Consider the following 21,993-nt stretch of genomic DNA (forward strand, 5'->3'; position numbering starts at 1 on the left):
GCCCGATGTAGTACAACTCAGCCATAAGCTGGCCGCGTGGCCTGAGCTTCATATCCCATTCATTATCTGCTGGTTCCCATGACTACTTCGCGTCTTTCCCTGTTGTTTATCTTCTCCGTGCTGGCGTCGGCGCTCACGGGCTGCGCCGCCATCGGCGATATTTTTAAAGGTGGCATCTGGGTGGGCGCCATTGCCGTGTTTTTGGTAGTCGCTATCATCTGGTGGCTGGTAAGCAAGATGAGCGGCGGCAGCGGCGGCGGCAACGGCACTTCGGTATAAAGCTGACTGGCAACGACATACGTATATAAAAAAAGGCGCGACTCCCAGATGGGAGCCGCGCCTTTTTGGTAGCTGCCAGGCACTAGGCCTGCTCGCTGCGCTTGGTGGGCATGGTGCCGATAATGTGGTCCCAGAGGGTGCTGCTCACCCCAAACGCCACCTCATCCTGGCGGTAGTGGTGCTGGGCGTGGTGCGTCCACCACACTTTGAGAAAGTTTTTGGGCGGCGCGTACATATGGATGGCGTAGTGCACAAACAGGTACATGGCGTAGCCAAACGTGAAGCCCGCCAGAATGCCGAAGGCCCAGTTGCCAAACGCAAACCGGAAAATAAAGAACAACAGCGAGGCTACAAACACCGTCAGAATGGGCGGCATGGCTAGCCGGGTTTCGTCCTTGGGGTACTCGTGGTGCACGCCGTGCATGGTGTACTGAAACTTGGCCCGCCCCGGCGTGGTAGCCGGAATGTGGTACACGTAGCGATGCACCAAATACTCGACGAACGTGAAGAGCAGCAGCCCGCCCAAAAACAGCCCCAGTCCCGAAAAGCCGGCTACAAAGCCCCGCGTGATGCCATAGTACAGGCTTACCAGGGCAGTGGCGATAAAGATGCTGACCGGCAGCGCGATATGCGTGTGCGAGAGCCGCTCCAGTACGGGGTTTTTAAATAGTTGGGCCGAGCCCTTGTGCTTGGGCCGCACCGGCGCGGGCGCCACGGGAGTATCGGTGAGATTAGCCATAATGAAAGCCTGAAACTTAACTTACTACCTGTAAAAAACAGCTTGTCTACAAAGTTACGCCTCCGCAGGTTTCGCCATTGCCAATAGCTAGGGCTGAAAGCCGGCGGCTTCGAGGGCGGCGGCCATTGCTTCGGCCGGGGCGCCGGGGTGGCGCAGCCGCGCCTGGCTATAGAACCCCGCCCGGGCCTCCAGGGTTCGGGCCAGCCACTCGGCCAGGGCTTGCTGGGGCGTGGCTGCGGCGGCCGTGCCGGCCAGCAGCGGCCGGGTAGTGGCCTGGTTGCGGCGCGCCAGGCGGCGCTGCAGCTCACGCAGCGGCACATCGAGCCACAGCACAAAGCCCGAGGCGTGCAGCACGGCTAGGTTGTCGAAAAAGCAGGGTGTGCCGCCGCCAGTAGCCACTACCAGCGGCCGGCCGGGGTGGCTAGCCACGGCCGCCAGCGCCGCTGCCTCGCGCCGCCGGAAGCCGGCTTCGCCCTCGGCGGCAAAAATCTCGGGGATGGTCTGGCCCGCGTCGGCCACAATGCGGTGGTCGAGGTCCAGAAAGCCCCGGCCGTAGTAGGCGGCCAGCTGGCGGCCCAGCGTGGTTTTGCCCGAGGCCGGCAGCCCAATCAAATACAAATGGCCAGCCGGCCCGGCTAGGGGCCGGCTGGCCGGGGCGGGTAGAATATCCGACGGGAGGTCGGGCATGGCAAGGCAGTTAATAAACCCGGTGGCCGCCACTCATCGTGGACAGCAGCGCAATGAGGCTGCCGGCAAAAAAGAAGCCGAGCACCATAAAAATAATCGTGACGAAAAGCGCCGCCTTCGCCCAGTTGGCTTTGCTGGGCGGCGTGCTGCGGCTGAAAGCCCACACAAATAACATCACCACCCCCACTACGGGAATGCACATGATAAGGTAGGTGATAATCCAGTCGCCAACCGAGACGGTGGGCGACTGCGGGCGGCTGTCGTAGGCGCCGCCGGCCGGGTAAGCGGGCGTAATGGTCGAGTCCATGGGGCTAAAACAGAGAGGGTGAGAGGCTTATGCGCCGCCCGGCAGCCTGGCCGGCCGCAGTGCAGCGCAAGGCGCCAAATATATTGCGGGCGCCGCAATAAGCAAGTTCAGCCCACTTTCACCCGCGGGTCGAGCAGCGCATACAGCATGTCGACGGCGATATTGACCAGCACAAAAATGGCGGCCACGAAGAGCGTGGCCCCCATCACCACCGGAAAATCGAGGTTCTCCACGGCGCGCAGCGTGGTGGTGCCCAGGCCTTTCCAGTTGAAAATATATTCGATAAAAAATGCGCCGGCCATGAGCGAGGCCAGCCAGCCTGACACGGCCGTTACCACCGGGTTGAGGGCGTTGCGCAGGGCATGGCGCCACACCGTGCGGCCGGGGCTCAGGCCCTTGGCCCGCGCCGTGCGGATGTAGTCCTGGCTCAGCACATCGAGCATGGAAGAGCGCGTGAGCTGCATGATAACGGCTAGTGGGCGCACGCCCAGCGCCACGGCCGGCAGCAGCAGGTTGCGCAGCACTAGGTGGCGCTGGGCCGTGAAGGGGTCGGTTTCGTAGAGTTGGCCCGTCAGGCTCAGGCCCGTCCAGTGGCTCCAGTAAAAGCCGAAGCTGACGGCGATAAGAATAGCCGCCACAAACGACGGTACCGAAATGCCCAGTACCGAGGTTGTTACCAATACCCTATCGAGCCACGACTGCGGCTTTAGCGCCGCTGCCACCCCTAGCGCAATGCCGCCCACGGCCGCCAGCAGCATGGCCGCCAGCGCCAGCCACAAGGTGCCCGGAAAGCGGTCGAGCAAGAGGCTAAGCACGTCCTGGTTGCTCTGAAACGAGCGGCGCAGATACGGCCACTTCAGCACCATGGCGCGCTCGTGCCCTAGCGGCAGCAGCGCCACGCCGCCGTAGCGCGCCACCCCGGCCGAGTCGCGCGGGTGCACCCCCAGCGGCGAGGCGTCGTTGAGGTACCCGAGCAGGCGGGCGGGCAGCGGCTGGTCGAGGCCCAGGTCGGCGTTGATGGCGGCCTTGGTGGCCAGGTCGGTGCGCTGGCCGGCCAGCAGGGCGGCCGGGTCGCCGGGCAGCACGTTAAACAGAAAGAAAACCGTGCAGGCCACGCCCACCAGCACAAGCAGGCCCTGGCCCAGGCGGCGCAGAAGAAAGGAGAGCATGTTTTTTAATGGTTAATTATTAGTGGTTAATTGTTAATGGCTAATGGCAGTTTGTTCGTCTACTTAAGCTGCATTAACAATTGACCATTAACAACTAACAATTACTGAAGCGCCTTCTCGACCTGGTACAAGGCCGGAATATCGTGGTAGTGGTACTTGGCCACCACCGTGCCGTTGTGCAGCACCAGCAGGCCGGGGTTCGAGCGAATGACGGACTTGAGCACCGTGGCATCGGCAAAGGCGTAGGGCGTGGCCAGGTTTACATCGTGGCGAAACGAGTCGAACTTGCCCGCCGCCGTGCTCGTGATGGTGAGCACGTCGATGTGCTTGCGCGACTTGCTGGCCGCCTCAAACAGCTTGTTGAAATCGGGGAAGCGGTCGCGGTCGGCCTTGTTGGTATTCTGCACAATGAGAATGAGCTTGTTGCCGGTAAGTACCTGCTTGGTTATGTCGTTGCCCTCAGGGTCGGTGATAACAAAATCGGTTACCACGGGCGTCGATTGCAGCGGGTTGAGCACCGTCATGGCCTTGTATTTCCAGGTCGAGTCGGTCGGAAACTGCTCGGCCTGCATCGTCTGGCCGTTGCGCTCGAAGGTGTACTGGTAGCGCGGCGCCTGGGCCGGCTTCATCAGCTGCGGGATGTTGTTGCCCACTTTATAGGGCAAGAAGTCGAAATACGGCAGGTGGCCCAGCGCCCGCACCCCAATGCCAATGGCCAGGGCACTGATAAAAGTCATGGCCATGAGCCCCGGCGTGCCGCGCACAAAGGCGCGCCGCAAGTGCTTCTGGTTGAAGTACACCACCGCCCACAGGCCCAGCAAAAACAGGTCTTTCAGGAACGAAGTCCAAGGCTTGAGCTTGATGAAATCGCCGAAGCAGCCGCAATCCGTTACCTTGTTGAAGGCAGCCGAATAGAAAGTGAGAAACGTAAAAAACACCAGCAGCACTACCAGCGCCTGCAGCGTTTTGCGCAGGAAAAAGCGCAGCAGCAGCGACGCGCCCAGGATAACTTCGAGCGAGCTTAGGGCCACGCTCAGGAAGCGGCTGGCGTTGTGCAGCGGGTCGAAGAGCCAGCTCAGGGCCGGCACGTCGGCGCTGAACACCTCAAAATATTCTTCGAGCTTGTAGGCCGTGCCCACCGGGTCGTTGAGCTTGATGAGGCCCGAAAAAATAAACAATATGCCCAGCAGCGCCCAGCATAAGCGGGTAACCTGGCGCATGGGTTGGGGAAGGGAAATCTTCATAAAGCAGATAAGCAAAGGGCGTTACGGCCTGGCTAGCCCCTTACGGGCGCGGGGCGGCGGTGGCCGCTTCCTCCCGCAAAATGAGGGCAAACACGGCATAGTTCAGCATATCGCGGTAGCCGCCCTCCACGCCTTCGCTCACCAGGGCGACGCCCCCACTATTTTCGAGCTGCTTGATGCGGTGCAACTTCATGAGGATGAGGTCGGTGATGCTGCTCACGCGCATCTGGCGCCAGGCCTCGCCGTAGTCGTGGTTTTTGGCCAGCAGCAGTTCGCGGTTCTGGGCATTTTCGCGGTCGTAGGCGGCGGCTACCTCGGCGGTGGGCAAGTCGAGGGGCGCCTCAGGGGCTAGCCGCAGCTGCATGAGGGCAATGAGGCAGTAGTTGATGATGGCCACGAACTCCTCGTCCACGCCATCGGCAATTTTCTGGGTGCCCGTTTCCTGAATGGTGCGGATGCGGTTGGCCTTGATAAAAATCTGGTCCGTGACCGAGGGCAGGCGCAGGATGCGCCAGGCGGTGCCGTAGTCGTGGGTCTTAGCCAAAAACAGCGCGCGGCAGCGGCTCAAAATCTGGTCGTAGTGCTCGGGGGTAGTCAAAGGGGAAATGAGCGAATGCGTGAAGGGATGAATAGGCGCTCTGCGAACCTCTGCGCGAACCTCGGCGCCCTCAGCGGTAAATGGCGCCCGCGCCAGATGGCCCGGCAAGTTCGCCCGTAGCGCCGGATATTTAACCCTTCGCACTTCCCTCCCCGCCCACCCACCCCATGCTTGCCAGTCCCCCCGTTCTGCTCGAACCTCCACAAAATCAGCCTTTCAGCAACTCGTTGCGCAGCCCCCACGGCCGCCTGCTCGACCTGCGCCAGCCGCAGGCAATGGGTATTCTCAACGTCACGCCCGATTCTTTTTACCCCGGCTCGCGGCTAGGCCCCGCCGACGAAGCGGCCCTGCTGCACCGCGCCGAGACTATGCTGGCCGCCGGCGCGGCGGCCCTCGACGTGGGCGGCTACAGCTCGCGCCCCGGCGCCGACGACATCAGCCCCGACGAGGAAAAAAGCCGCCTGCTGCCCGCCCTGGCCGCCCTGCGCCACGCGTTTCCGGCGGCGTTTATTTCGGTCGATACCTTCCGGGCTAGCGTGGCGGCCGAGGCCGTGGCGGCCGGCGCCGACCTCATCAACGACATCGGCGGCGGCACCCTCGATGCCAACATGCTCGCCACCGTGGCCCGCCTGCAAGTGCCTTATTGCCTGATGCACATGAAGGGTACGCCCCAAACAATGCGCGCGCTGGCCCACTACGACGAGGATATTGTGCTGACGCTGCTGCGCTTTTTCCGCGACCAGCTCGAGGCATTGCGCCAGGCTAACGGCGGGCTGGCCCCGCCCGACGTGCTGCTCGACCCCGGCTTCGGCTTTGCCAAAACCCCCGCCCACAACCACGAGCTGCTGCGCCGCCTGCCCGAGCTGGCCCCGCTGGGCCACGGCCTGCTGGTGGGCCTCTCGCGCAAGGCCATGGTGTACAAGCCCCTGGGGCTAGGCCCCGAAACGGCCCTCAACGGCACCACGGCCCTGCACGTGCTGGCCTTGCAGGGCGGGGCGCGCCTGCTGCGCGTGCACGACGTGGCCGAGGCCCGCCAAACCATCGAGCTACTGAGCGCCGGCGGAAGATACTAGCGGCCCACCTTGCCCGAGGCGCCGCAAAGGCCGTTCTTTGCGGTGCCAACCGCCCGCTCCTTGTCGCTCCCGTTTCCCTTTTACTTCCTGCATCTCGGGCTAGCCGATGTGGCCGACGTGCTGCTCGTGACCTGGCTGCTGTATCAGCTCTACAAGCTGCTGCGCGGCTCGGTGGCCCTCAACGTCGCGCTCGGGCTGCTGAGCTTGTACCTGGTGTATTTGGTGGTAAATGCGCTGGGGCTGGGGCTGCTCTCGGCCATTCTGGGGCAGTTTATGAGCGTGGGCGTGCTGGCCAGCATCATCCTGTTTCAGCAGGAAATCCGACGGTTTTTGCTCAATGTGGGCAAGGCGACTATGGAGGGCGGCGGCCCGCTGGGGTGGTGGCGGCGGCCTAGCGGGCCGCCCAGCGGCGCGCCCAGCGTGGCGGCCTTTGTGGAGGCGGCCACCAGCCTGGCCGGCAAGGAAACCGGGGCGCTCATCTGCTTCACGCTCACCTCCGACCTCAGCTCCTACGCCGAATCGGGCGACCGGCTCGATGCCGAGCCTAGCAAGCGCCTGCTGCTGGCCATCTTCAACAAAACCTCGCCCCTGCACGACGGCGCCGTGATAGTGGCCCGGGGCCGCCTGGTGGCCGCCCGCTGCATCTTGCCCGTGAGCCAAAACCCCGAGGTGCCGGCCGCCCTGGGCCTGCGCCACCGCGCCGCGCTAGGCCTCACCGAGGCCTCCGATGCCGTGGTGCTGGTGGTGAGCGAGGAAACCGGCCAGATGAGCCTGGTGCGCCACGGCGAAATTCACCGCGGGCTGGCCGCCGCCGAGCTTAAGGCCCGCCTGCAGGAGTGGCTGCTAGTGGGCCCCCGGCCGGCCTAGCTGGGCGGCGGGCCGGGCGGGCAGCAAAAAGCTGGGCCCCTCAAAGTCGGCGGCGGGCTGCAGGTCCAGCTGCTGGTCCAGGCCACTCAGGTGCAGCTGGTGCAGCACCGCCGCCGGCAGGCCGCACCAGTGCAGCCGGGTGCCCGCCTGCTGGCTATGGGTGTGGGCGCGCAGCAGGGCCTGCTGGCCCTGCTGGCTTAGGGCGCACAGGCCCTGGCTGTCAATCCAGGCGTGAGCGGGGTGGCGCTCCAGCAGCTGCTCCACGCCGTGCACGAGGTGGGCGGCATCGGCGTCGCTGCAGCAGCTGCCGCGCAGGCTCATGCCCACGCATTGGCGGTGGCTGCCTAGGTGAATGGTGAGCGTGCGCGTGGGCAAAATGAGTAAAAAAAAGGTATCGTTCATAGCAGCAGGAAGGAAGCGCGCGGAGTGCTGCAAATATACAGGTGTAAATCAGTTGATTACCAACGGCTAAAAACGTTCTTTTCGTGCGTAGTTATACTTGTTTTTATGCTTGGGTTTTTCGCGCCGGCTGTGGGCTGGCCCTCCTCCCGGCGGGGGGGCTAGGTATTTTTCCCGCCCGCCAAGTCATTATACGCAATTTCTTCCCGTAATAACCCGCATAGGTGCTCCGTATAAGTCGGTAATTGTATTGTAAATTAAGGATTTAGTAGGAAAATACTCATCCTGGTTGGCTACTTAGCCGTTGCAAGGCCACCGTGCGTGGCCCTTAGCCCGCTGGTCATCTTTTTCTCACTTATTTCCTTCTGTTCTATGAAACCAACTTTGAGTTCGCAGCCCACCGGCCTCACGCTGAAAACCCGCCCGGCCGCCCGCATCGGCGACGGTAGCCGCACCAGCCGCCGGGGCTTTGCCAGCATGGACCCCGCCGAGCAGCGCCGCATTGCCAGCGAGGGCGGCAAGGCCTCGCACGCCAGCGGCCAGGGCCACAAGTGGACGGCCGACGAGGCCCGCGAGGCCGGCCGCAAAGGCGGCCTCACCAGCCGCCGGGGCCCTGGCCGCGCTACCGGGGCCGCAGGCAAGGCCAAAGCTGCCAAGTAAGCCGCCGCCCGGTAAGCCGTCGGCTACCCCGCCAAAAGGCCCGGCCCTTTCCGCTGTCTGCGGAAGGGACCGGGCCTTTTGGCGGGTAGTGGGGGCTAGTCGAGCAGGCCCTGGGTCACGGCCATGCGAATGAGGGCGGCCGTGTTTTTGGTCTGGGTCTTTTCCAGAATGTTCTGGCGGTGGGTTTCGATGGTGCGCTTGCTGGTGAAAAGCTTTTCGGCTATCTCATTGGTAGTGAGGCCTTCGGAGAGTAATTGCAGCACCTCGCTCTCGCGGCGCGAGAGGCGAGTGGCTTTGGCGGCTTCTTCGGGCTCGTCGTCTTTGGCCAGCACTTTGCGCAGCATGTTCAGGCCCAGGTCGCTGCACAAAAACTGGCGCCCGGCAATAATGGTCTGGATGGCTACCAGAATCTCACCCTTTTCGGCACTCTTGAGCACGTAGCCCGCCGCGCCCGCATCAAAGAGCTGGCCGATGTAGCGCTCATGGGCCAGCATGCTCAGAATGAGGATGCGGATGTGCGGATACTCGGTGCGCAGCCGCAGGGTGGTGGCTAGCCCGTCGAGCACGGGCATGTTGGCGTCGAGCATCACCACGTCGGTGGGGGTGGTGGGCAGGCGGTCGAGCAGCTCCTGCCCGTTGCCGGCCTCGCCTACAATACTGATATCGGGCTCGTTGGCAAGCAACGCCCGCAAGCCATCGCGCACGATGGTGTGGTCGTCGACCAAAAAAATACGGCTCATGGCACTGGTTAAAATAGCAGCAAATGCTAAATAGGGGCTCCTACGAAAGTGGCGGGCGAATGGCTAATTTATTGGTAGCCAGCTGCTATAAAGTTGAGCTTATTTCAGCACGCCCAGCTCGTGGCCCACTTTGGTGAAGGCCGCGATGGCCTTGTCGAGCTGCGCCTGGGTGTGGGCGGCGCTCAGCTGCACCCGAATGCGGGCTTTGCCCTGCGGCACCACGGGGTAGTAGAAGCCCACCACGTAGATGCCCTCATCAAGCATTTTGGCGGCAAATTCCTGGGCCAGCTTGGCGTCGTAGAGCATAACGGGCACAATGGGGTGCTCGCCGGGCGTGATGTCGAAGCCGGCGGCTGTCATCTTTTCGCGGAAATACTTCGTGTTCTCCTCCAGCTGGTCGCGCAGGGCGGTGCTTTCGGTCAGCAATTCCAGCACGCGCAGCGAGGCGCCCACAATGGCCGGCGCCAGGGTGTTCGAGAACAGGTAAGGCCGCGAGCGCTGGCGCAGAATTTCGATAATCTCCTTGCGGCCCGAGGTGAAGCCGCCCATGGCGCCGCCCAGGGCCTTGCCCAGCGTGCCCGTGATGATGTCGACGCGGCCCATCACGTCGCGGTACTCGTGGGTGCCGCGCCCGGTTTTGCCCAAAAAGCCCATCGAGTGGCACTCGTCTATCATCACGAGGGCGTCGTACTGGTCGGCCAGGTCGCAGATTTTATCTAATTGCGCGATAGTGCCGTCCATCGAAAACGAGCCGTCCGTGACGATGATGCGGTGGCGCATGCCGGCGGCTACGGCGTCCTGGAGCTGCTTTTCCAGGTCGGCCATGTCGTTGTGCAGGTAGCGGTAGCGCTTGGCCTTGCACAGGCGCACGCCGTCGATGATGCTGGCGTGGTTGAGGGCGTCGGAAATAATAGCGTCGCGCTCGTCAAACAGCGGCTCAAACACGCCGCCGTTGGCGTCGAAAGCCGCCGCGTAAAGAATAGTATCCTCGGTGCCCAGAAACTCGGCCAGCTTGGCCTCCAGCGCCTTGTGAATGTCCTGGGTGCCGCAGATGAAGCGCACCGACGACATGCCGTAGCCGTGCGAGTCGATGGTAGCCTTGGCCGCCTCAATCACGGCCGGGTGCGAGCTGAGGCCCAGGTAGTTATTGGCGCAGAAGTTAAGCACGTCGCCCGCCTCCTGGGTGTCTATTTCGGCGCCCTGGGGCGAGGTTATCACGCGCTCTTTCTTGTAGAGGCCCGCGTCTTTTATTTCCTGAAGTTGGTGCTGAAGGTCAGCCTGAAGAGTGCCGTACATGGGTGGTGGGGCTTTATGAGTAAAACAAAATTACTCCGCGCCGGAAGTAGCAGGCGGAGTTGAATTTTCCAGACAGTACAACAAGTCGGAAAGGCGCTGCGCTAGCTTGGGTGCTAGGTCGGCATATTGAAAAAAGCCTTCTTCGAGATACCGTTGCGCCGCTTGCTTAAAGCCAGCCGCCACCGGCATGGTTTCATCACGATAGAGAAAGTGATGTAGCCAATCTACGAGCAATAGGAACGCTGGCGATTTGACGTAAGCCGCCACCGGCTGGCTAGGGGCTGGTTGCAGCGCCTCATACCAGAGCTGCCGAAGCCATGCTGCTGGTGGTAGCTCACTTTCTGCTAGCTCCTGGTAGGCCGGGCCTGCGGAGTTGCCCCAGCCATCGGCCGAGCGGCCCGCCAGAAACTCCGCAAACTCCGCTCGCAAAAGCGCCAGGCACACTAGCCACCATGCGCGCAGGCAGTCAAGTACGACTTGCTGCTCCTCAGCCGGCCAGGCTTGCCAGTGTGCGTAAGCCAGCTTGCCGGCAAAGCACCGCAAGTCGCAAGCTCCCTCGTGAATAGTGCCAGGATAATAAGTAAAATCAGGGGTAAGCGCCGAGAGCAATGCCGGCAGAAAATGCTTGAAATCTGCCTCGCTGCCCCAGGTGGTCATGGCTTTGAAGGCGTAGCGCCGCAAGTTGCCGCTGCGCAACTCGGCGTGGTCGGCGGCCGACACGCAGCAAGGGCAACCGTCGGCCGTGCCTCGCAGTGGGTACTTTGCAAAAACTGCGGCCAGTGCCGCGTGTGCCTGGGCTAGCTCACGCTGGGCATCGGGTAAGGTCATAATCGCCATACCTACTTCTGCGCCTGCGTTTTGCTGAAAAACGCCTGCACGCCCGCCCGGCCGCTAGCCATGAGCTGCTGCTTCTGGGCGCTGGAAATGCGTTTAATCTTCGGGCTGAAGCCCAAGAAATTGATGCTGACGGTGCGCTGCCAGTCGGCCGCCTGCATGGGGTTGAGGTTTTCGAGGGCCACGGTGTAGAGGGCACCCACGTAGGAGTTGAAATCGGTGACGGCGTAGGGGGCTAGCTGCTGGCGGCCGGTGGCGGTGGTATCGCAGGCAATCTGGTCGGCGCGGTCGAGGCGCAAGCCCAGCGTTTCGGGGTTGTACACGTTGCCGCGGGCATCGGGCCTAGCGGTGGCGGCGAGGCTGGCGGGCAGGTAGCGGGGCTTGTCGAAGAGGTCGATGGGGTAGTTGGCTAGCAAGCCGCCATCCACGAGCACCTGCACGGGCTGGCCGGGCGCGGGCGGGCCGGTAATGACGTTGTTCTGGCCATCGAGCAGCACCGCCCGGAAGTAGAGCGGAATACTCATGCTGATGCGCACAGCGTCGGCCACGCGCATGGTGGGGTTGGTTTCGTGGCTGAAAACTTGCGTGCGCTGCGTAGTGAGGTTGGTGCCGGTGGTGTAGAGGTCGCGGTAGCGGCCGGGCTGTGCCTGGGCCAGCGCGTGCAGCTCGCCCAGCGTGAGGTTAGGCCGCTGGGTTTTGCGGGCCACCAGCTCGCTGAGGTATTCGCTGAACTCATCGCCGCGGTACCAGCCGTACTGCTTCACCAGCCGGTGCGTGCCGCCGAAAAAGATGAAGCGGCCGTCGTTGAGGCGCTGCACGGGCGTGGCGTTCACCACGGCCACAATCTCATCGGGCGAGTAGCCCACGGCCAGCAGCGCCGCCTGAATGGCGCCCGCCGAGGTGCCGCCCACCCGCTCGATGCGGGCCAGCACGCCCCGGCTTTCCAGCTCCTGCAAGGCGCCGCCGTAGGCAATGCCCCGGATGCCCCCGCCCTCCAGCACCAGGTTGCGGTAGGGCGAGGGGCTAGCGGCCGGGGCCTGGGCACCGGCCGGGGTAATAGGGCCCAGGAGCGCCGCCAGGGCACTACATAGTATAAAAAACCGGGTAAGCATCGGCTAAAGATACCGGCTGGCCCGGTGGTCGTTGCACCCCGCCCCAAACCCCGGCCCTGGCCCCGGCCGTATCTTTGCGGCCCGCTCTTCCCACCCCTCCCTCACCCCGATTAGCCTGCCCATGCAAACCTCGCCCAGCGAACCCGCCACCCCTCGAACACCCGGCAACGTCCTCGTCATTGGCGCCTGCGGCCAGCTCGGCCTGGAGCTTACCGCCGCCCTGCGCCAGCGCTACGCGCCCGAGGCCGTAGTGGCCGCCGACGTGCGCCCGCCCAAAGACCCCGAGGCCCTGGCCGGCGGCCCCTTCGAGCTGCTCGATGTGCTGGATAAGCCGCGCCTCGAAGCCTTGGTGCAGCAGTACCAGCCGGTGCAGATTTACCACCTCGCCGCCCTGCTCTCGGCCACGGCCGAGAAAGACCCGGCCTTTGCCTGGAAGCTCAACATGGATGGCCTGTTGAACGTGCTGAACCTGGCCGTGCAGTACCAGGTGCCGCAGGTGTACTGGCCCAGCTCCATTGCCGTGTTCGGGCCCGACACCCCGCGCGAGCACACGCCGCAGCTCACCATCATGAACCCCAACACGGTGTATGGCATCAGCAAGCTGGCCGGCGAGCAGTGGTGCGAGTGGTACCACCGCCACCACGGCCTCGACGTGCGCAGCCTGCGCTACCCCGGCCTCATCGGCTACAAGAGCCTGCCCGGCGGCGGTACCACCGACTATGCCGTGGATATTTACCACAAGGCCGTGGCCGGGCAGGATTTTGAGTGCTTTCTCAAGGAAGACACTTACCTGCCCATGATGTACATGCCCGACGCCCTCAAGGCTACGCTCGACCTCATGCACGCGCCGGCCGCCGCCATTAAGGTGCGCACCAGCTACAACCTGGGCGCCATGAGCTTCTCGCCCCGCGAGATTACGACCGCCATTCAGCAGGAGATTCCCGACTTCCACGTAACCTATAAGCCCGATGGCCGCCAGGCCATTGCCGACTCGTGGCCGGCCAGCATCGACGACTCGGCCGCCCGCCGCGACTGGGGCTGGGCCCCCGAGTTTGACCTGCCCAAAATGACCCGCGACATGCTGGCCCACCTGCGCGAGCCGGTGCCCGCCTAGCCCCCGCGCCGGCCCACCGGGGCTAGCTGCATGAGAATACCTACTGGCCACTATTTTCGTGGCTCAGTTTACCTGTTCTTCATGCGGCTAGCCCTACTTTTTCTGCTTTCCTGGTTGTTTCTTGGCCCCGGCCCCGCGCTGGCCCAATCTTTCGAGCCCGGCCTGCTGGTGCGCGCCAGCGGCGATACGCTGCGCGGCGAGGTTGAGAATGGATTTTGGGTGACTCCGCCCGAGTTTATCCGCTTTCGCGCCACTGCCGCTAGCCCCATCGAGCTGCTGCAGCCCCGCCAGCTGCGGGCAGTGAGCTTCACCGGCGGGCGCTACTTTCGCTACGAGGCCCTGCCCATCGACCACGCCGCCGAAACCCACCTCAGCGACCTGATAGAGGGCAATATATTCAGTGTGCAGGTCGATTCGCTGCTGGCCGAAGTGCTGCTGACCGGCCCCATCGAGCTGCGGCGCGTGGTGCGGCCCGGGGCCGTGCATTACCTGCTGCGGCGCCCCGGCCAGCCCTGGCTCAGCCTCAGCGAGCGCCAGTACCTGCGCCGCTCGGCCACCGGCAGCCTGCAGATAGTGGACGGCAACAACTACCACGGCCAGCTGGAGCTGTACTTTGGCGGCTGCCCGGCGGCCGTGGCGGCGGCCCGGGCGGCGCCCTTCACGGCCCCCGGGCTGGCGGCCGTGGCGCAGGCCTACGCGGCCGGCTGCGCGGCGCCCGGCGCGGCGCCGGTGCGCAGCTGGCTGGCGCTGGCCCAGCCCCGGCGGCGGGCAGCCTTTCAGGCCGGCGTGCTGGGCGGGGTGCGCTACCACCTGCTCGAAAGCGCGGCCTACCAGCTGGCCGGCGAGCACACCGATGGCCAGCTGCATCCCTTCGGCGGCTTCTACGCCGAGCTGTTGCAGCCCAGCCGCACCACGGCCATCTACGGCGAGCTTTCGCTGAGCGGGTTTCAAAATAAAGGCGTGGTGCGCACCTACAATTCGACTACCGGCGAGGCGTCTTACACCACGTTCAGCTACCAGGCGATGCTGGGCACGGCCCGCCTTGGCATTCGGTACCTGATGCCCCTGGCCCACGACCAGCAGTTTGTGCTGGGGCTGGGGCTGGAGCGCAACGTGGTGTGGGGCTTTACCTCGCCACCAGCGGCCACCGCCAACGTGAGCGCCTACCCGAGCCAGACCGACCGCTCGGCCGATACCTATGCCGACCCCACGCTGCTGCCCAACCTGACGCTGGGCTGGCGCCAGCGGCGGCTCACGGCCACCCTCGACGCCCAGCTCTATGTCAGCAGCGGCGAAAAAAGCTGGCTTACGGGCATGTTCCTGGGCAGCAACCTGGCCGCCCGCTTCGGCCTGAGCTACCGCCTGGGCCGCCACCCCGACCAGGCCCGCGCCCGCTAGGCGGGCTAGCCCGGCACTAGCCGCCCAGCCGGCGCGGCCAGCCCAGCAGCCGCGAGGTAAGCAGCGGCACCCCAAACGTGGCAATGGTGAGCACCGTCAGGCCCGCATCGGCCGCGTCGCTGCTCAAAAAATCGCTCACCGGGTGGCCCGGGGCAAAGTGCTCGAGCAGCGAGAGCACCAGCTTGAGCCCCAGCACGCCGATAACCACGAAGGCCGCCGTTTCCAGAAACGGGTACTTGCCCATCAGCCCCACGAAGGCCTGCGCCACCAGGCGCATGGCCAGGATGCCGATAAACACGCCCGCGCACACCAAGATGAGGTTGTTGCTGAAGGCCACCACCGCAAACACGTTGTCGATGGAAAAAGCCACATCCATAAGCTCAATCACGGCCACGGTGGCCCAGAACGGCCCTAGCAGCCCGATGGTGCGGCGGTAGAGCCAGCTTTTCTGCTTGTCGGGCGCGCCCTCCTCTTCGGGCTTGGTAGCGCGGAAGTAGTTGAAGCACAGATATAGCAGGTACAGCCCACCCAGCGGCTTCAGGTACCAGAAGCCCACCAGGTAGGAGGCAAACACCAGGCACAGCCCCCGAAACAGGTACGCCCCAAAAATGCCGTAGCGCAGCGCCTGCTTGCGCTGCGCGGGGGGCAGGTCACTCACCAGTGTGGCCAGCACGGCGGCGTTATCAACCGAGAGCAGGCTTTCGATAATGAGTAGATTGCCCACCACCGCCAGCGAAGGCAAGGGGTGGTCGAGAATATCCTGCAGCTGGGCGTACATCAAACTAGCGTATAAAATTTGGAGGAAGGAAAGAAATAATAGGGCGCAGCTAATACTTCCTCCGTGGTCCAGCTTCCTGCTTTTCGCGTAAGTGGCCCCAAAACTGCGACAAAATCCCGGTATCCGCGCATGATAGTCAACCCCACCCCCACTGGCTGGCAAATAATCTACCAACAAGCCCATGCGCTTTTAGCAACGCAGCTGGCCTGGCACTGGCCGCCGTTTTTGGCTGCCGACCGCTGGGTGGGGCTGCTGGCGGCCACCGCCCAGCACGACGATGAGCAGGTGGCCTGGCACGGGCGCGGCGGCCACCACGGCCTCACGCCCGCCGGCGCCCCGGCCAATTTCACGCAGCAGGCTTTTTCCATCGAGCAGGCTACCAATGTGTTGCACGCGGCCCGCTTTCAGGGGCGCTGGCGCAGCCTGCTCACCAGCCTGCACCTGAGCAAACTGTATGAGCCGCTGCGCGGCAGCAAGCCCGAAACCACGGCCTTCCTCGACGAGCTGCGCACCCGCCAGGAGCGCTGGCTGAAAGAGCTGCACCTGAGCAAGGCCCAGGCCTACCAGGCCTACGACCTGCTGCACTGGTGCGACCGCCTCTCGCTCATTTTGTGCCGCAACGAGCTGCCCGAGATGGGCCGCGCCGTCGAAATTTATCCGGACCCGCTCGGGCACGGCCGCCGCGCCGCGCACCTAGTGCGGCAGCCCGAGGGCCCGGGCACGCCGGTGGTCGTCAGCCCCTGGCCTTTTGCGGGTAAAGAATTGACCGTGACCGTGGAAGCCAAGCAGTTGCACCAGCTGCAATTTCGCGACGATGCCGAGCTGGCCATTGCCCTCAACTACGGCCCCACCCAAACCCTGAGCTGGACCTTGCGGGAAGGCTAGCACATTTATTCCAGAAATTATCGGGCAAAAAGCCGGGCCGCCCGTATTTGGGGCTAGTACCTGCTGCCCCGCCGGCCCCCGGGCCCGGGCGGGGCAGCCCAACCACTACCCGCATGGCGCGCTACCAATTCTCCGATATCCTGGCTCTGGTGAAGGCCACGGCCACCGAGTTCAGCAACAACAACGCCTTCCGGCACGCGGCGGCTCTGTCGTACTACACCATTTTTTCGCTGCCGCCGCTGTTGCTCATCGTCATCACCACGGCCAGCGCCATCTACGGCGGCGAGGCGCTCACGGGCCAGATTTATGGCCAGATAAAGGGCCTGGTGGGCGCCGATGCGGCGGCTTTTCTCCAGGAAAGCATTGCCAAGTTCACCTTGCAGCAAAAAGGCGGGCTAGCCACGGCCATCGGCGTGGGCACGCTCATTTTTGCGGCCACCACCTTCTTCGTCACGCTGCAAGACAGCATCAACGACATCTGGAACCTGAAGGTGAAAACCACTGGCATCGGTATTGGGCAGTACCTGCGGCAGCGCGTGCTCTCGTTCGGCCTCATTCTGAGCGTGGCCCTGCTGCTGCTGATGTCATTCGTAATCAGCGCCTTGCTAAGTGTGTTTACCGGCTATTTGCAGCGCTTGCTGCCCGATGTGGGGCTCATTGCCATCCGGCTGGTCGACATCGTGCTGTCGCTGGCCGTGACCACCGTGCTCTTCGGCATGATTTACCGCTTCCTGCCCGATGCCATCATCCGGTGGCGCGATGTGGGCATTGGGGCCTTTATCACGGCCGTGTTATTTATCCTGGGTAAGTATTTGATTTCCTTTTATATATCTAAATCTGACCCTGGCTCGGCGTTTGGGGCGGCGGGCTCGGCCATCGTGCTGCTGGTCTGGATTTACTACTCCTCGCTCATTATTTTCTTCGGCGCCGAGTTCACCCAGGAGTTTGCCGATGCCTACGGCCAGAAGGTGCAGCCCCGCTCCTACGCCGTGCGCGTCGAGCTAAGGGAGGTGCCGGCCGGTGAGTCGGAAAATGAAAAAGCCACCGGCCGCCCCCCGAGCACCGGCAGCTGGCGCGGCTAGCCCCTGTATGAACGGCGAGGCCGCCGCCCTTACCTTCGGCGCATGAAACACGCGCTACTACTGGGTATAGCAGCACTTGCCAGCCTGCTACTGCCGGGCCCGCGCGCACAGGCGGCGGCCCTGCCCATCGATACCGTGGCCGGCCAGGCCCATTTTACCCATGTGCTGAGCGCGGGCATGTGCACCCGGCTGGCCCAGGAAAGCCAGAAGGCCGACCTGACCAAGCTAACCGGCGCCGAAAGCGAAGCCCTGCTCAAGCGCCTGATGCTGGGGGCGATGGGCGACAATTTTACTGAGTTCAGCACCCTGATGGAGAAGGCCGGCAAAGCCGAGGCCTCGGCCCTGGGCGGCACCATTGGCGAGCAGGCGGTGCTCGAAATGGCGCAGCGCTGCCCGGGCGCGGGCCCGCTCATTGCCAAAATCGGGAGCAGCCATATGGCTGGCAACGTCGAGATGTCGGCCACCGAGCGCAGCGTGCTGCTGCCCATTACGCAGGCGGCCTGCCAGCGCCTCGATGCCGAGAATGCCAAGCAGCCGTTTGCCAAGCTCACCCCGGCCCAGCGCAGCGCCCAGATAGAGCAGGTGCTGGGAAGCACGCTGCTCAGCAACACGCAGGCCCTAACGGAGCAGTACGGCGACGACGCGATGGAAGACGAGGCGCAGGGCGAGGAAATCGGCAAAAAAGTGGCGCTGCTGATGCTGGAAGTCTGCCCCAACTACATTTTGGAGGTGGGCCGCGACGAGATGGCCCGCGAACGGCAGGCCGCCGCGGCCCCGGCGCCCAAGGCCAAGGCCAAGCCCGCCCCCGCCCGAAAAGCCCCGGCCAAAACCAGCTCGCTAAAGTCAGGCAGCAAGCGCTAGGCAGGCAGCTTAAGCCTTTGCTTATGAAAAGGTTGGCTGCCAGCCCGGCCGGCGCAAGGGCGCGTGTTGGCGCCTGATGCTGCGCAAAGAAGACTTGCAACTTAACCTGAGCCGGGTAGCATCTTTACGGCGGCAGCCAGCTACTTCACGACTGCTTCACTTTTATGCGCTTTCCGTTACTTTGTGGGGGTCTTTTACTAGCCTTGGCGGCGCGGGCGCAGCAGCCTGCGCTGCCCGGCGCTCCGCAGCCGCCGGCTACCCCGCTGCCCCCGCCCATGCGCACGGCCGAGCTGCCGATGGCCAACGTTATTGGCCATCCCGGCGAGGTTATCGGCCAGACCTATACCGTAGAAACGATGGGCGGCACCCAGTTCAGCGGTATTCTGCGGGAGGCAACCGAGCAGACGCTCACGTTTGAAACCCGGGAGCTGGGCACGGTAACGGTGCAGCGGGTTATTGTGCGGCAGCTCACCAACCAAACTCCCGAGCAGGCGCGGCGCGGCTTCGACTACGTGGGCAACAGCACGCACATGTTTTTTGCGCCCACGGCCCGCAACCTGCACCAAGGCGAGGGCGAGGCGCAGGTTATCGACATCTTTTTGGCGAGCGTTAACTACGGCCTGACCGATAATATCTCGGTGGGCCTGCTGGTGCCGGTTATTCCGTTTGTGGGCGTGCCCCTGGTAGCCGTAACGCCCAAAGTGAGCCTGCCGGTGAGCGATAAGCTGCGCGTGGGAGCGGGCGTGCTCTACGGCTTCACCACGGGCAGTGGTGGGGGCAGCGGCGGCCTGGGCTACGGGCTGGCCACCTACGGCACCGCCGATACCAACCTCACGCTGGGGCTGGGCTACGGCTTTGCCAGCGATGGGGTTGGGCGCTCGCCGGTGGGGGTGGTAGGCGCCAACGTGCGGCTCTCGCGCCTCTTTACGCTGGTAAATGAAACGTACCTGGCCAACTTCGACAGCAACGGCGGATTTGGCGGGCTAGCGGGCCTGCGCTACGCCTCGCCGCGCTTCAGCGGCAGCCTGGGGGCCTTGTACTTTACCTCGCGCAACAACGGTGGCATTTACCCGGCTTACCTGGATGTAGCCTTTCGCTTCGGCAAAATAAAGCTGCGCTAGCGCCGGCCGGCCACCCATATCCTGGCTCCATGAAACACTTGCTCCTGCTCGGCAGCCTCTGCTTGCTGCTGGCGCGCCCGGCCCAGGCTAGCCCCCGCCCGGCCCCCGCGCCCGCCGACACGGTGCGCGGCGAGGCCCGCATTGCGCACCTGCTCACGGCCGGCATCTGCGCCCAGGTGGCCATCGAAAGCCGGCACCAGGACCTCACCGTGCTTACTAACTCGCAGGGCCGGGCGCTGCTGCAAGAGCTGCTTATTGGGGTGGTGCAACAGAACCTAGCCGAGTTCGAGGCCTTCATGGCCCAATCGCCCGGCAATAGCGCAGCCTTGCAGCGGGCTTCCATCCAGGCAGTGCTCGACCTGGCCACCGCCTGCCCGGTAGCCGGCAAGCTGCTAACGCAGATGGGCGCCCAGATGGCGGGCGTCGATGTCAGCCAGCTGTCGGCCGCCCAAAAGCAGGCCCTGCAACGCGTGGCCCACGCCCTGTGTGAGCAGCTGGCGGCCGAGAACACTGCCCGCCCCCTCGGCCAGCGCACGGCCCAGGAGCGCCTGGCCGCCTACCACCGCGCCGCCGACAGCGCCCCGGTGGCTACGTATTATCAGGCTGCCTTCGACGCTTTCAGCGCCGAGCTGCGGCGCAACCCCCGGCAGGCCGACGTGCTGTGGCAGCAGATTGACCTGCTGATGTTTGACGAGTGCCCCGCCTACACCGGCCCCCTGCGCGTAGACCGGGGCTTGCAGCAGCTGAAGGCTGACTCGGCCCGCGCCGCCGCCCCGGCCCCGCCGGAGCCAGCCCCGCGTGCCCGGGCCGCCCGGTCGCAGCCCGCCAGCCGGGCCCACAAGTAGCCGGCAATGGTGCCCTAAGTAAGCGCAGGCCGGTATCTTGGCCCCATGAAACACTTTTTACTCTGCTGCAGCATAGTCATGCTGGCTTTTACCAGCCCGGCCAACGCCAGCCTTACCCCCGCCGATACCGTGGTGGGCCACCTGCGCTTGGTGCATACGCTCAGCCAGGCGCTGTGTACCAGGCTTACCAACGACCACACCACTAAGTTTGCCGCCCTGACCTCGGCGCAGGCCATGCAGCTGACGCAGCAGCTCTTTACCGAAGCTATGCAGCAAGACAGCGTGGCGGTGCTGGCCCTGATGGAAAAAGGCGCCCGTCAAAACCTTACGCCGCAGCAGGTAGGCCAGTTGCTGGGCAAAGACGTCGTCATCTCGCTCGGCCAAAGCTGCCCCGCCTCGCTGCCGCTCATTACCCGGCTGGTGCAAACCGAGCAGGGGCAGCAAGCCCTAGCGGCCCAGCAGACCGCGGCTATGAGCGCGGCCGAAAAAAAAGTACTCCAGCCCCTTGCCGCCGCGCTGTGCACGCAGCTAGCCCTTGGCGATGCCAAGGTGCCGTTTGCCAGCCTGTCGCCCGGCCAGCGTCAGCAAACGGTGATGGCCGCCTTGCAAAAGGCATTCAAGCAGAATACGCCCCAGCTACTCAAGTACTACGGAGAGGCTCAGCTGGATAAGAAGCTGCGCAGCGGCGAGCTGGATACCAAAATCGGGATGCTCGCGCCCTCCCAGGGCTCCTGCGCGCAGTACATTATGCTCATTAAGGCGGCTAAGCCCACCAAGTAATTAAAGCAAGGCTAGGCCGCCTCGGCCTTCTCCTTGTTGGCTAGCTGGCCGCAGGCGGCGTCAATGTCCTTGCCGCGGCTGCGGCGGATGTTGGTTTGCACGCCGCGGTCGGCCAAGTACTTGTGGAAGGCCGTGATTTTGTCGGCCTCCGCGTTCTGGTAAGCCGCGTTCTCGATGGGGTTGTACTCGATGAGGTTAATCTTGCAGGGCAGCCACTTCGAGATGGTGTACAGCTCGGCGGCATCCTCCAGGCCGTCGTTAAAGTTCTCGAATACAATGTATTCGTAGGTGACTTTGCGGCCGGTTTTCTGGTGGTAGTACTGCAAGGCGTCCTTCAAAGCCGCTAGCGAGTTGGCCTCGTTGATAGGCATAATCTCGTTGCGCTTCGTGTCGTTGGGGGCGTGCAGGCTCAGGGCGAGGTTGGCTTTTACATCATCGTCGGCCAGCTTCTTTATCATCTTGGCGATGCCGGCCGTGCTGATGGTAATGCGGCGCGGGGCCATGTTGAGGCCGTCGGGCGCGGTGATGCGGCGCACGCTTTCCACCACATTGGCGTAGTTGAGCAGCGGCTCGCCCATGCCCATGTACACGATGTTGGTGAGCGGCGTGCCATACTGCGCCTCGCACTGCTCGCGGATGCGCACCACCTGGTCGTAAATCTCGGCCGCGTCGAGGTTGCGCTTGCGGTCCATGTAGCCGGTAGCGCAAAACTTACACGTGAGCGAGCAGCCCACCTGCGACGAGATGCAGGCCGTCATGCGCGTGTCGTGCGGAATGAGCACGCCCTCCACAATGTTGCCATCGTGCAGCCGGAAGGCCGACTTGATGGTGCCATCGTTGCTCAGCTGCTGGTTCTGCACGGCTACACCGTTTATCACGAAGTGCCGGGCTAGCAACTCGCGGGTGCTCAGCGAGATGTTATTCATTTCCTCAAACGAGCCGGCCGTGTTTTTCCACAGCCACTCGCTCACTTGCTTGGCGCGAAACGGCTTTTCACCGTGCTCCACCATAAACGCCTTGAGGTCGTCGGGCGAGGTTTTGCGGATGTCGCGTTTAGCGGGGGCGAGTTCGAGTTCCAGTAACATAGGGCAAAGATACAAACAGCCAAGGCGTTGGGTTCCCGTT

The 21,993-nt window shown here is 63.8% G+C and carries 25 protein-coding genes; 12 read left to right on the forward strand and 13 right to left on the reverse strand.

Going from position 1 to position 21,993, the window contains the following annotated elements; genetic code table 11:
* Window positions 1-78: 78 nt before the first annotated feature.
* Window positions 79-279, forward strand: coding sequence for a hypothetical protein (locus tag Q5H89_RS06025; protein ID WP_305018400.1), 201 nt, complete (start codon window positions 79-81; stop codon window positions 277-279).
* 82 nt (window positions 280-361) lie between these two features.
* Here Q5H89_RS06025 and Q5H89_RS06030 read toward each other — a convergent pair whose 3' ends face one another.
* From Q5H89_RS06030 to Q5H89_RS06055, 6 genes are all read right to left on the reverse strand, one after another.
* A complete protein-coding gene (locus tag Q5H89_RS06030) occupies window positions 362-1,018 on the reverse strand; it encodes a sterol desaturase family protein (RefSeq protein WP_305018401.1) in 657 nt (218 codons plus the stop codon).
* Window positions 1,019-1,105: 87 nt separating this feature from the next.
* Window positions 1,106-1,705 carry a shikimate kinase gene (locus Q5H89_RS06035; protein ID WP_305018402.1) on the reverse strand — a complete coding sequence of 200 codons (600 nt, stop codon included), beginning with the start codon at window positions 1,703-1,705 and terminating at the stop codon, window positions 1,106-1,108.
* A 10-nt stretch (window positions 1,706-1,715) separates the two neighbouring features.
* Window positions 1,716-2,012 carry a hypothetical protein gene (locus Q5H89_RS06040; protein WP_305018403.1) on the reverse strand — a complete coding sequence of 99 codons (297 nt, stop codon included), beginning with the start codon at window positions 2,010-2,012 and terminating at the stop codon, window positions 1,716-1,718.
* A gap of 107 nt (window positions 2,013-2,119) precedes the next feature.
* The gene (locus tag Q5H89_RS06045) at window positions 2,120-3,181 is read right to left on the reverse strand and encodes an ABC transporter permease (RefSeq protein WP_305018404.1); all 1,062 of its coding nucleotides are present in this window, start codon (window positions 3,179-3,181) and stop codon (window positions 2,120-2,122) included.
* Between the two features lie 101 nt (window positions 3,182-3,282).
* Window positions 3,283-4,425, reverse strand: coding sequence for a BT_3928 family protein (locus Q5H89_RS06050; protein ID WP_305018405.1), 1,143 nt, complete (start codon window positions 4,423-4,425; stop codon window positions 3,283-3,285).
* Between the two features lie 40 nt (window positions 4,426-4,465).
* Entirely contained in the window at window positions 4,466-5,023 is a 558-nt protein-coding gene (locus Q5H89_RS06055; RefSeq protein ID WP_305018406.1) for a DUF1599 domain-containing protein, read from the reverse strand.
* Window positions 5,024-5,190: 167 nt separating this feature from the next.
* On the opposite strand from Q5H89_RS06055, the gene folP reads away from it, so the two are divergent.
* Window positions 5,191-6,096: a dihydropteroate synthase gene (gene folP / locus Q5H89_RS06060; RefSeq protein WP_305018407.1), complete on the forward strand. Its 906-nt coding sequence runs from the start codon at window positions 5,191-5,193 to the stop codon at window positions 6,094-6,096.
* A gap of 60 nt (window positions 6,097-6,156) precedes the next feature.
* Window positions 6,157-6,963, forward strand: a complete 807-nt coding sequence (gene cdaA, locus Q5H89_RS06065; RefSeq protein ID WP_305018408.1) for a diadenylate cyclase CdaA — start codon at window positions 6,157-6,159, stop codon at window positions 6,961-6,963.
* Here cdaA and Q5H89_RS06070 read toward each other — a convergent pair.
* Window positions 6,940-7,365 carry an STAS domain-containing protein gene (locus Q5H89_RS06070; RefSeq protein ID WP_305018409.1) on the reverse strand — a complete coding sequence of 142 codons (426 nt, stop codon included), beginning with the start codon at window positions 7,363-7,365 and terminating at the stop codon, window positions 6,940-6,942. The two genes, cdaA and Q5H89_RS06070, sit on opposite strands and share 24 nt — an antisense overlap.
* 369 nt (window positions 7,366-7,734) lie before the next feature.
* Between Q5H89_RS06070 and Q5H89_RS06075 the strand changes: the two genes are divergently transcribed.
* The gene (locus Q5H89_RS06075) at window positions 7,735-8,022 is read left to right on the forward strand and encodes a KGG domain-containing protein (RefSeq protein ID WP_305018410.1); all 288 of its coding nucleotides are present in this window, start codon (window positions 7,735-7,737) and stop codon (window positions 8,020-8,022) included.
* A gap of 95 nt (window positions 8,023-8,117) precedes the next feature.
* On the opposite strand, the gene Q5H89_RS06080 is transcribed toward Q5H89_RS06075, so the two are convergent.
* The 4 genes from Q5H89_RS06080 to Q5H89_RS06095 form a co-directional block, all read right to left on the reverse strand.
* Window positions 8,118-8,762, reverse strand: a complete 645-nt coding sequence (locus Q5H89_RS06080) for a response regulator (RefSeq protein WP_305018411.1) — start codon at window positions 8,760-8,762, stop codon at window positions 8,118-8,120.
* Window positions 8,763-8,861: 99 nt separating this feature from the next.
* The gene (gene kbl / locus Q5H89_RS06085; protein ID WP_305018412.1) at window positions 8,862-10,058 is read right to left on the reverse strand and encodes a glycine C-acetyltransferase; all 1,197 of its coding nucleotides are present in this window, start codon (window positions 10,056-10,058) and stop codon (window positions 8,862-8,864) included.
* Window positions 10,059-10,088: 30 nt separating this feature from the next.
* A complete protein-coding gene (locus Q5H89_RS06090) occupies window positions 10,089-10,778 on the reverse strand; it encodes a hypothetical protein (protein WP_305018413.1) in 690 nt (229 codons plus the stop codon).
* Between the two features lie 119 nt (window positions 10,779-10,897).
* On the reverse strand, window positions 10,898-12,004 hold the full coding sequence (locus Q5H89_RS06095) for a patatin-like phospholipase family protein (protein ID WP_305018414.1): 1,107 nt from the start codon (window positions 12,002-12,004) through the stop codon (window positions 10,898-10,900).
* A 121-nt stretch (window positions 12,005-12,125) separates the two neighbouring features.
* On the opposite strand from Q5H89_RS06095, the gene Q5H89_RS06100 reads away from it, so the two are divergent.
* Together Q5H89_RS06100 and Q5H89_RS06105 are read left to right on the forward strand one after the other, a co-directional pair.
* Complete coding sequence (locus Q5H89_RS06100) at window positions 12,126-13,118, forward strand: NAD-dependent epimerase/dehydratase family protein (protein WP_305018415.1); 993 nt, start codon at window positions 12,126-12,128, stop codon at window positions 13,116-13,118.
* 30 nt (window positions 13,119-13,148) lie between these two features.
* On the forward strand, window positions 13,149-14,516 hold the full coding sequence (locus tag Q5H89_RS06105; RefSeq protein WP_305018416.1) for a hypothetical protein: 1,368 nt from the start codon (window positions 13,149-13,151) through the stop codon (window positions 14,514-14,516).
* Between the two features lie 16 nt (window positions 14,517-14,532).
* On the opposite strand, the gene Q5H89_RS06110 is transcribed toward Q5H89_RS06105, so the two are convergent.
* Window positions 14,533-15,294 carry a TerC family protein gene (locus tag Q5H89_RS06110; RefSeq protein WP_305018417.1) on the reverse strand — a complete coding sequence of 254 codons (762 nt, stop codon included), beginning with the start codon at window positions 15,292-15,294 and terminating at the stop codon, window positions 14,533-14,535.
* A 129-nt stretch (window positions 15,295-15,423) separates the two neighbouring features.
* Between Q5H89_RS06110 and Q5H89_RS06115 the strand changes: the two genes are divergently transcribed.
* From Q5H89_RS06115 to Q5H89_RS06140, 6 genes are all read left to right on the forward strand, one after another.
* Complete coding sequence (locus Q5H89_RS06115; protein ID WP_305018418.1) at window positions 15,424-16,179, forward strand: DUF3891 family protein; 756 nt, start codon at window positions 15,424-15,426, stop codon at window positions 16,177-16,179.
* A gap of 113 nt (window positions 16,180-16,292) precedes the next feature.
* Window positions 16,293-17,261 (forward strand): YihY/virulence factor BrkB family protein, encoded by a 969-nt coding sequence (locus Q5H89_RS06120; RefSeq protein WP_305018419.1) that lies wholly within the window; start codon window positions 16,293-16,295, stop codon window positions 17,259-17,261.
* 42 nt (window positions 17,262-17,303) lie between these two features.
* Window positions 17,304-18,122: a hypothetical protein gene (locus tag Q5H89_RS06125; RefSeq protein WP_305018420.1), complete on the forward strand. Its 819-nt coding sequence runs from the start codon at window positions 17,304-17,306 to the stop codon at window positions 18,120-18,122.
* A gap of 164 nt (window positions 18,123-18,286) precedes the next feature.
* Complete coding sequence (locus tag Q5H89_RS06130) at window positions 18,287-19,243, forward strand: hypothetical protein (protein WP_305018421.1); 957 nt, start codon at window positions 18,287-18,289, stop codon at window positions 19,241-19,243.
* 29 nt (window positions 19,244-19,272) lie between these two features.
* On the forward strand, window positions 19,273-20,088 hold the full coding sequence (locus Q5H89_RS06135; protein WP_305018422.1) for a hypothetical protein: 816 nt from the start codon (window positions 19,273-19,275) through the stop codon (window positions 20,086-20,088).
* A 78-nt stretch (window positions 20,089-20,166) separates the two neighbouring features.
* On the forward strand, window positions 20,167-20,868 hold the full coding sequence (locus Q5H89_RS06140; RefSeq protein WP_305018423.1) for a hypothetical protein: 702 nt from the start codon (window positions 20,167-20,169) through the stop codon (window positions 20,866-20,868).
* An 11-nt stretch (window positions 20,869-20,879) separates the two neighbouring features.
* Here the strand turns inward: Q5H89_RS06140 and rlmN are convergent, their stop codons facing one another.
* A complete protein-coding gene (rlmN, locus tag Q5H89_RS06145) occupies window positions 20,880-21,953 on the reverse strand; it encodes a 23S rRNA (adenine(2503)-C(2))-methyltransferase RlmN (RefSeq protein ID WP_305018424.1) in 1,074 nt (357 codons plus the stop codon).
* Between the last annotated feature and the right edge of the window lie 40 nt (window positions 21,954-21,993).

Source organism: Hymenobacter cheonanensis, assembly GCF_030581075.1.
Taxonomy (GTDB): Bacteria; Bacteroidota; Bacteroidia; order Cytophagales; family Hymenobacteraceae; genus Hymenobacter.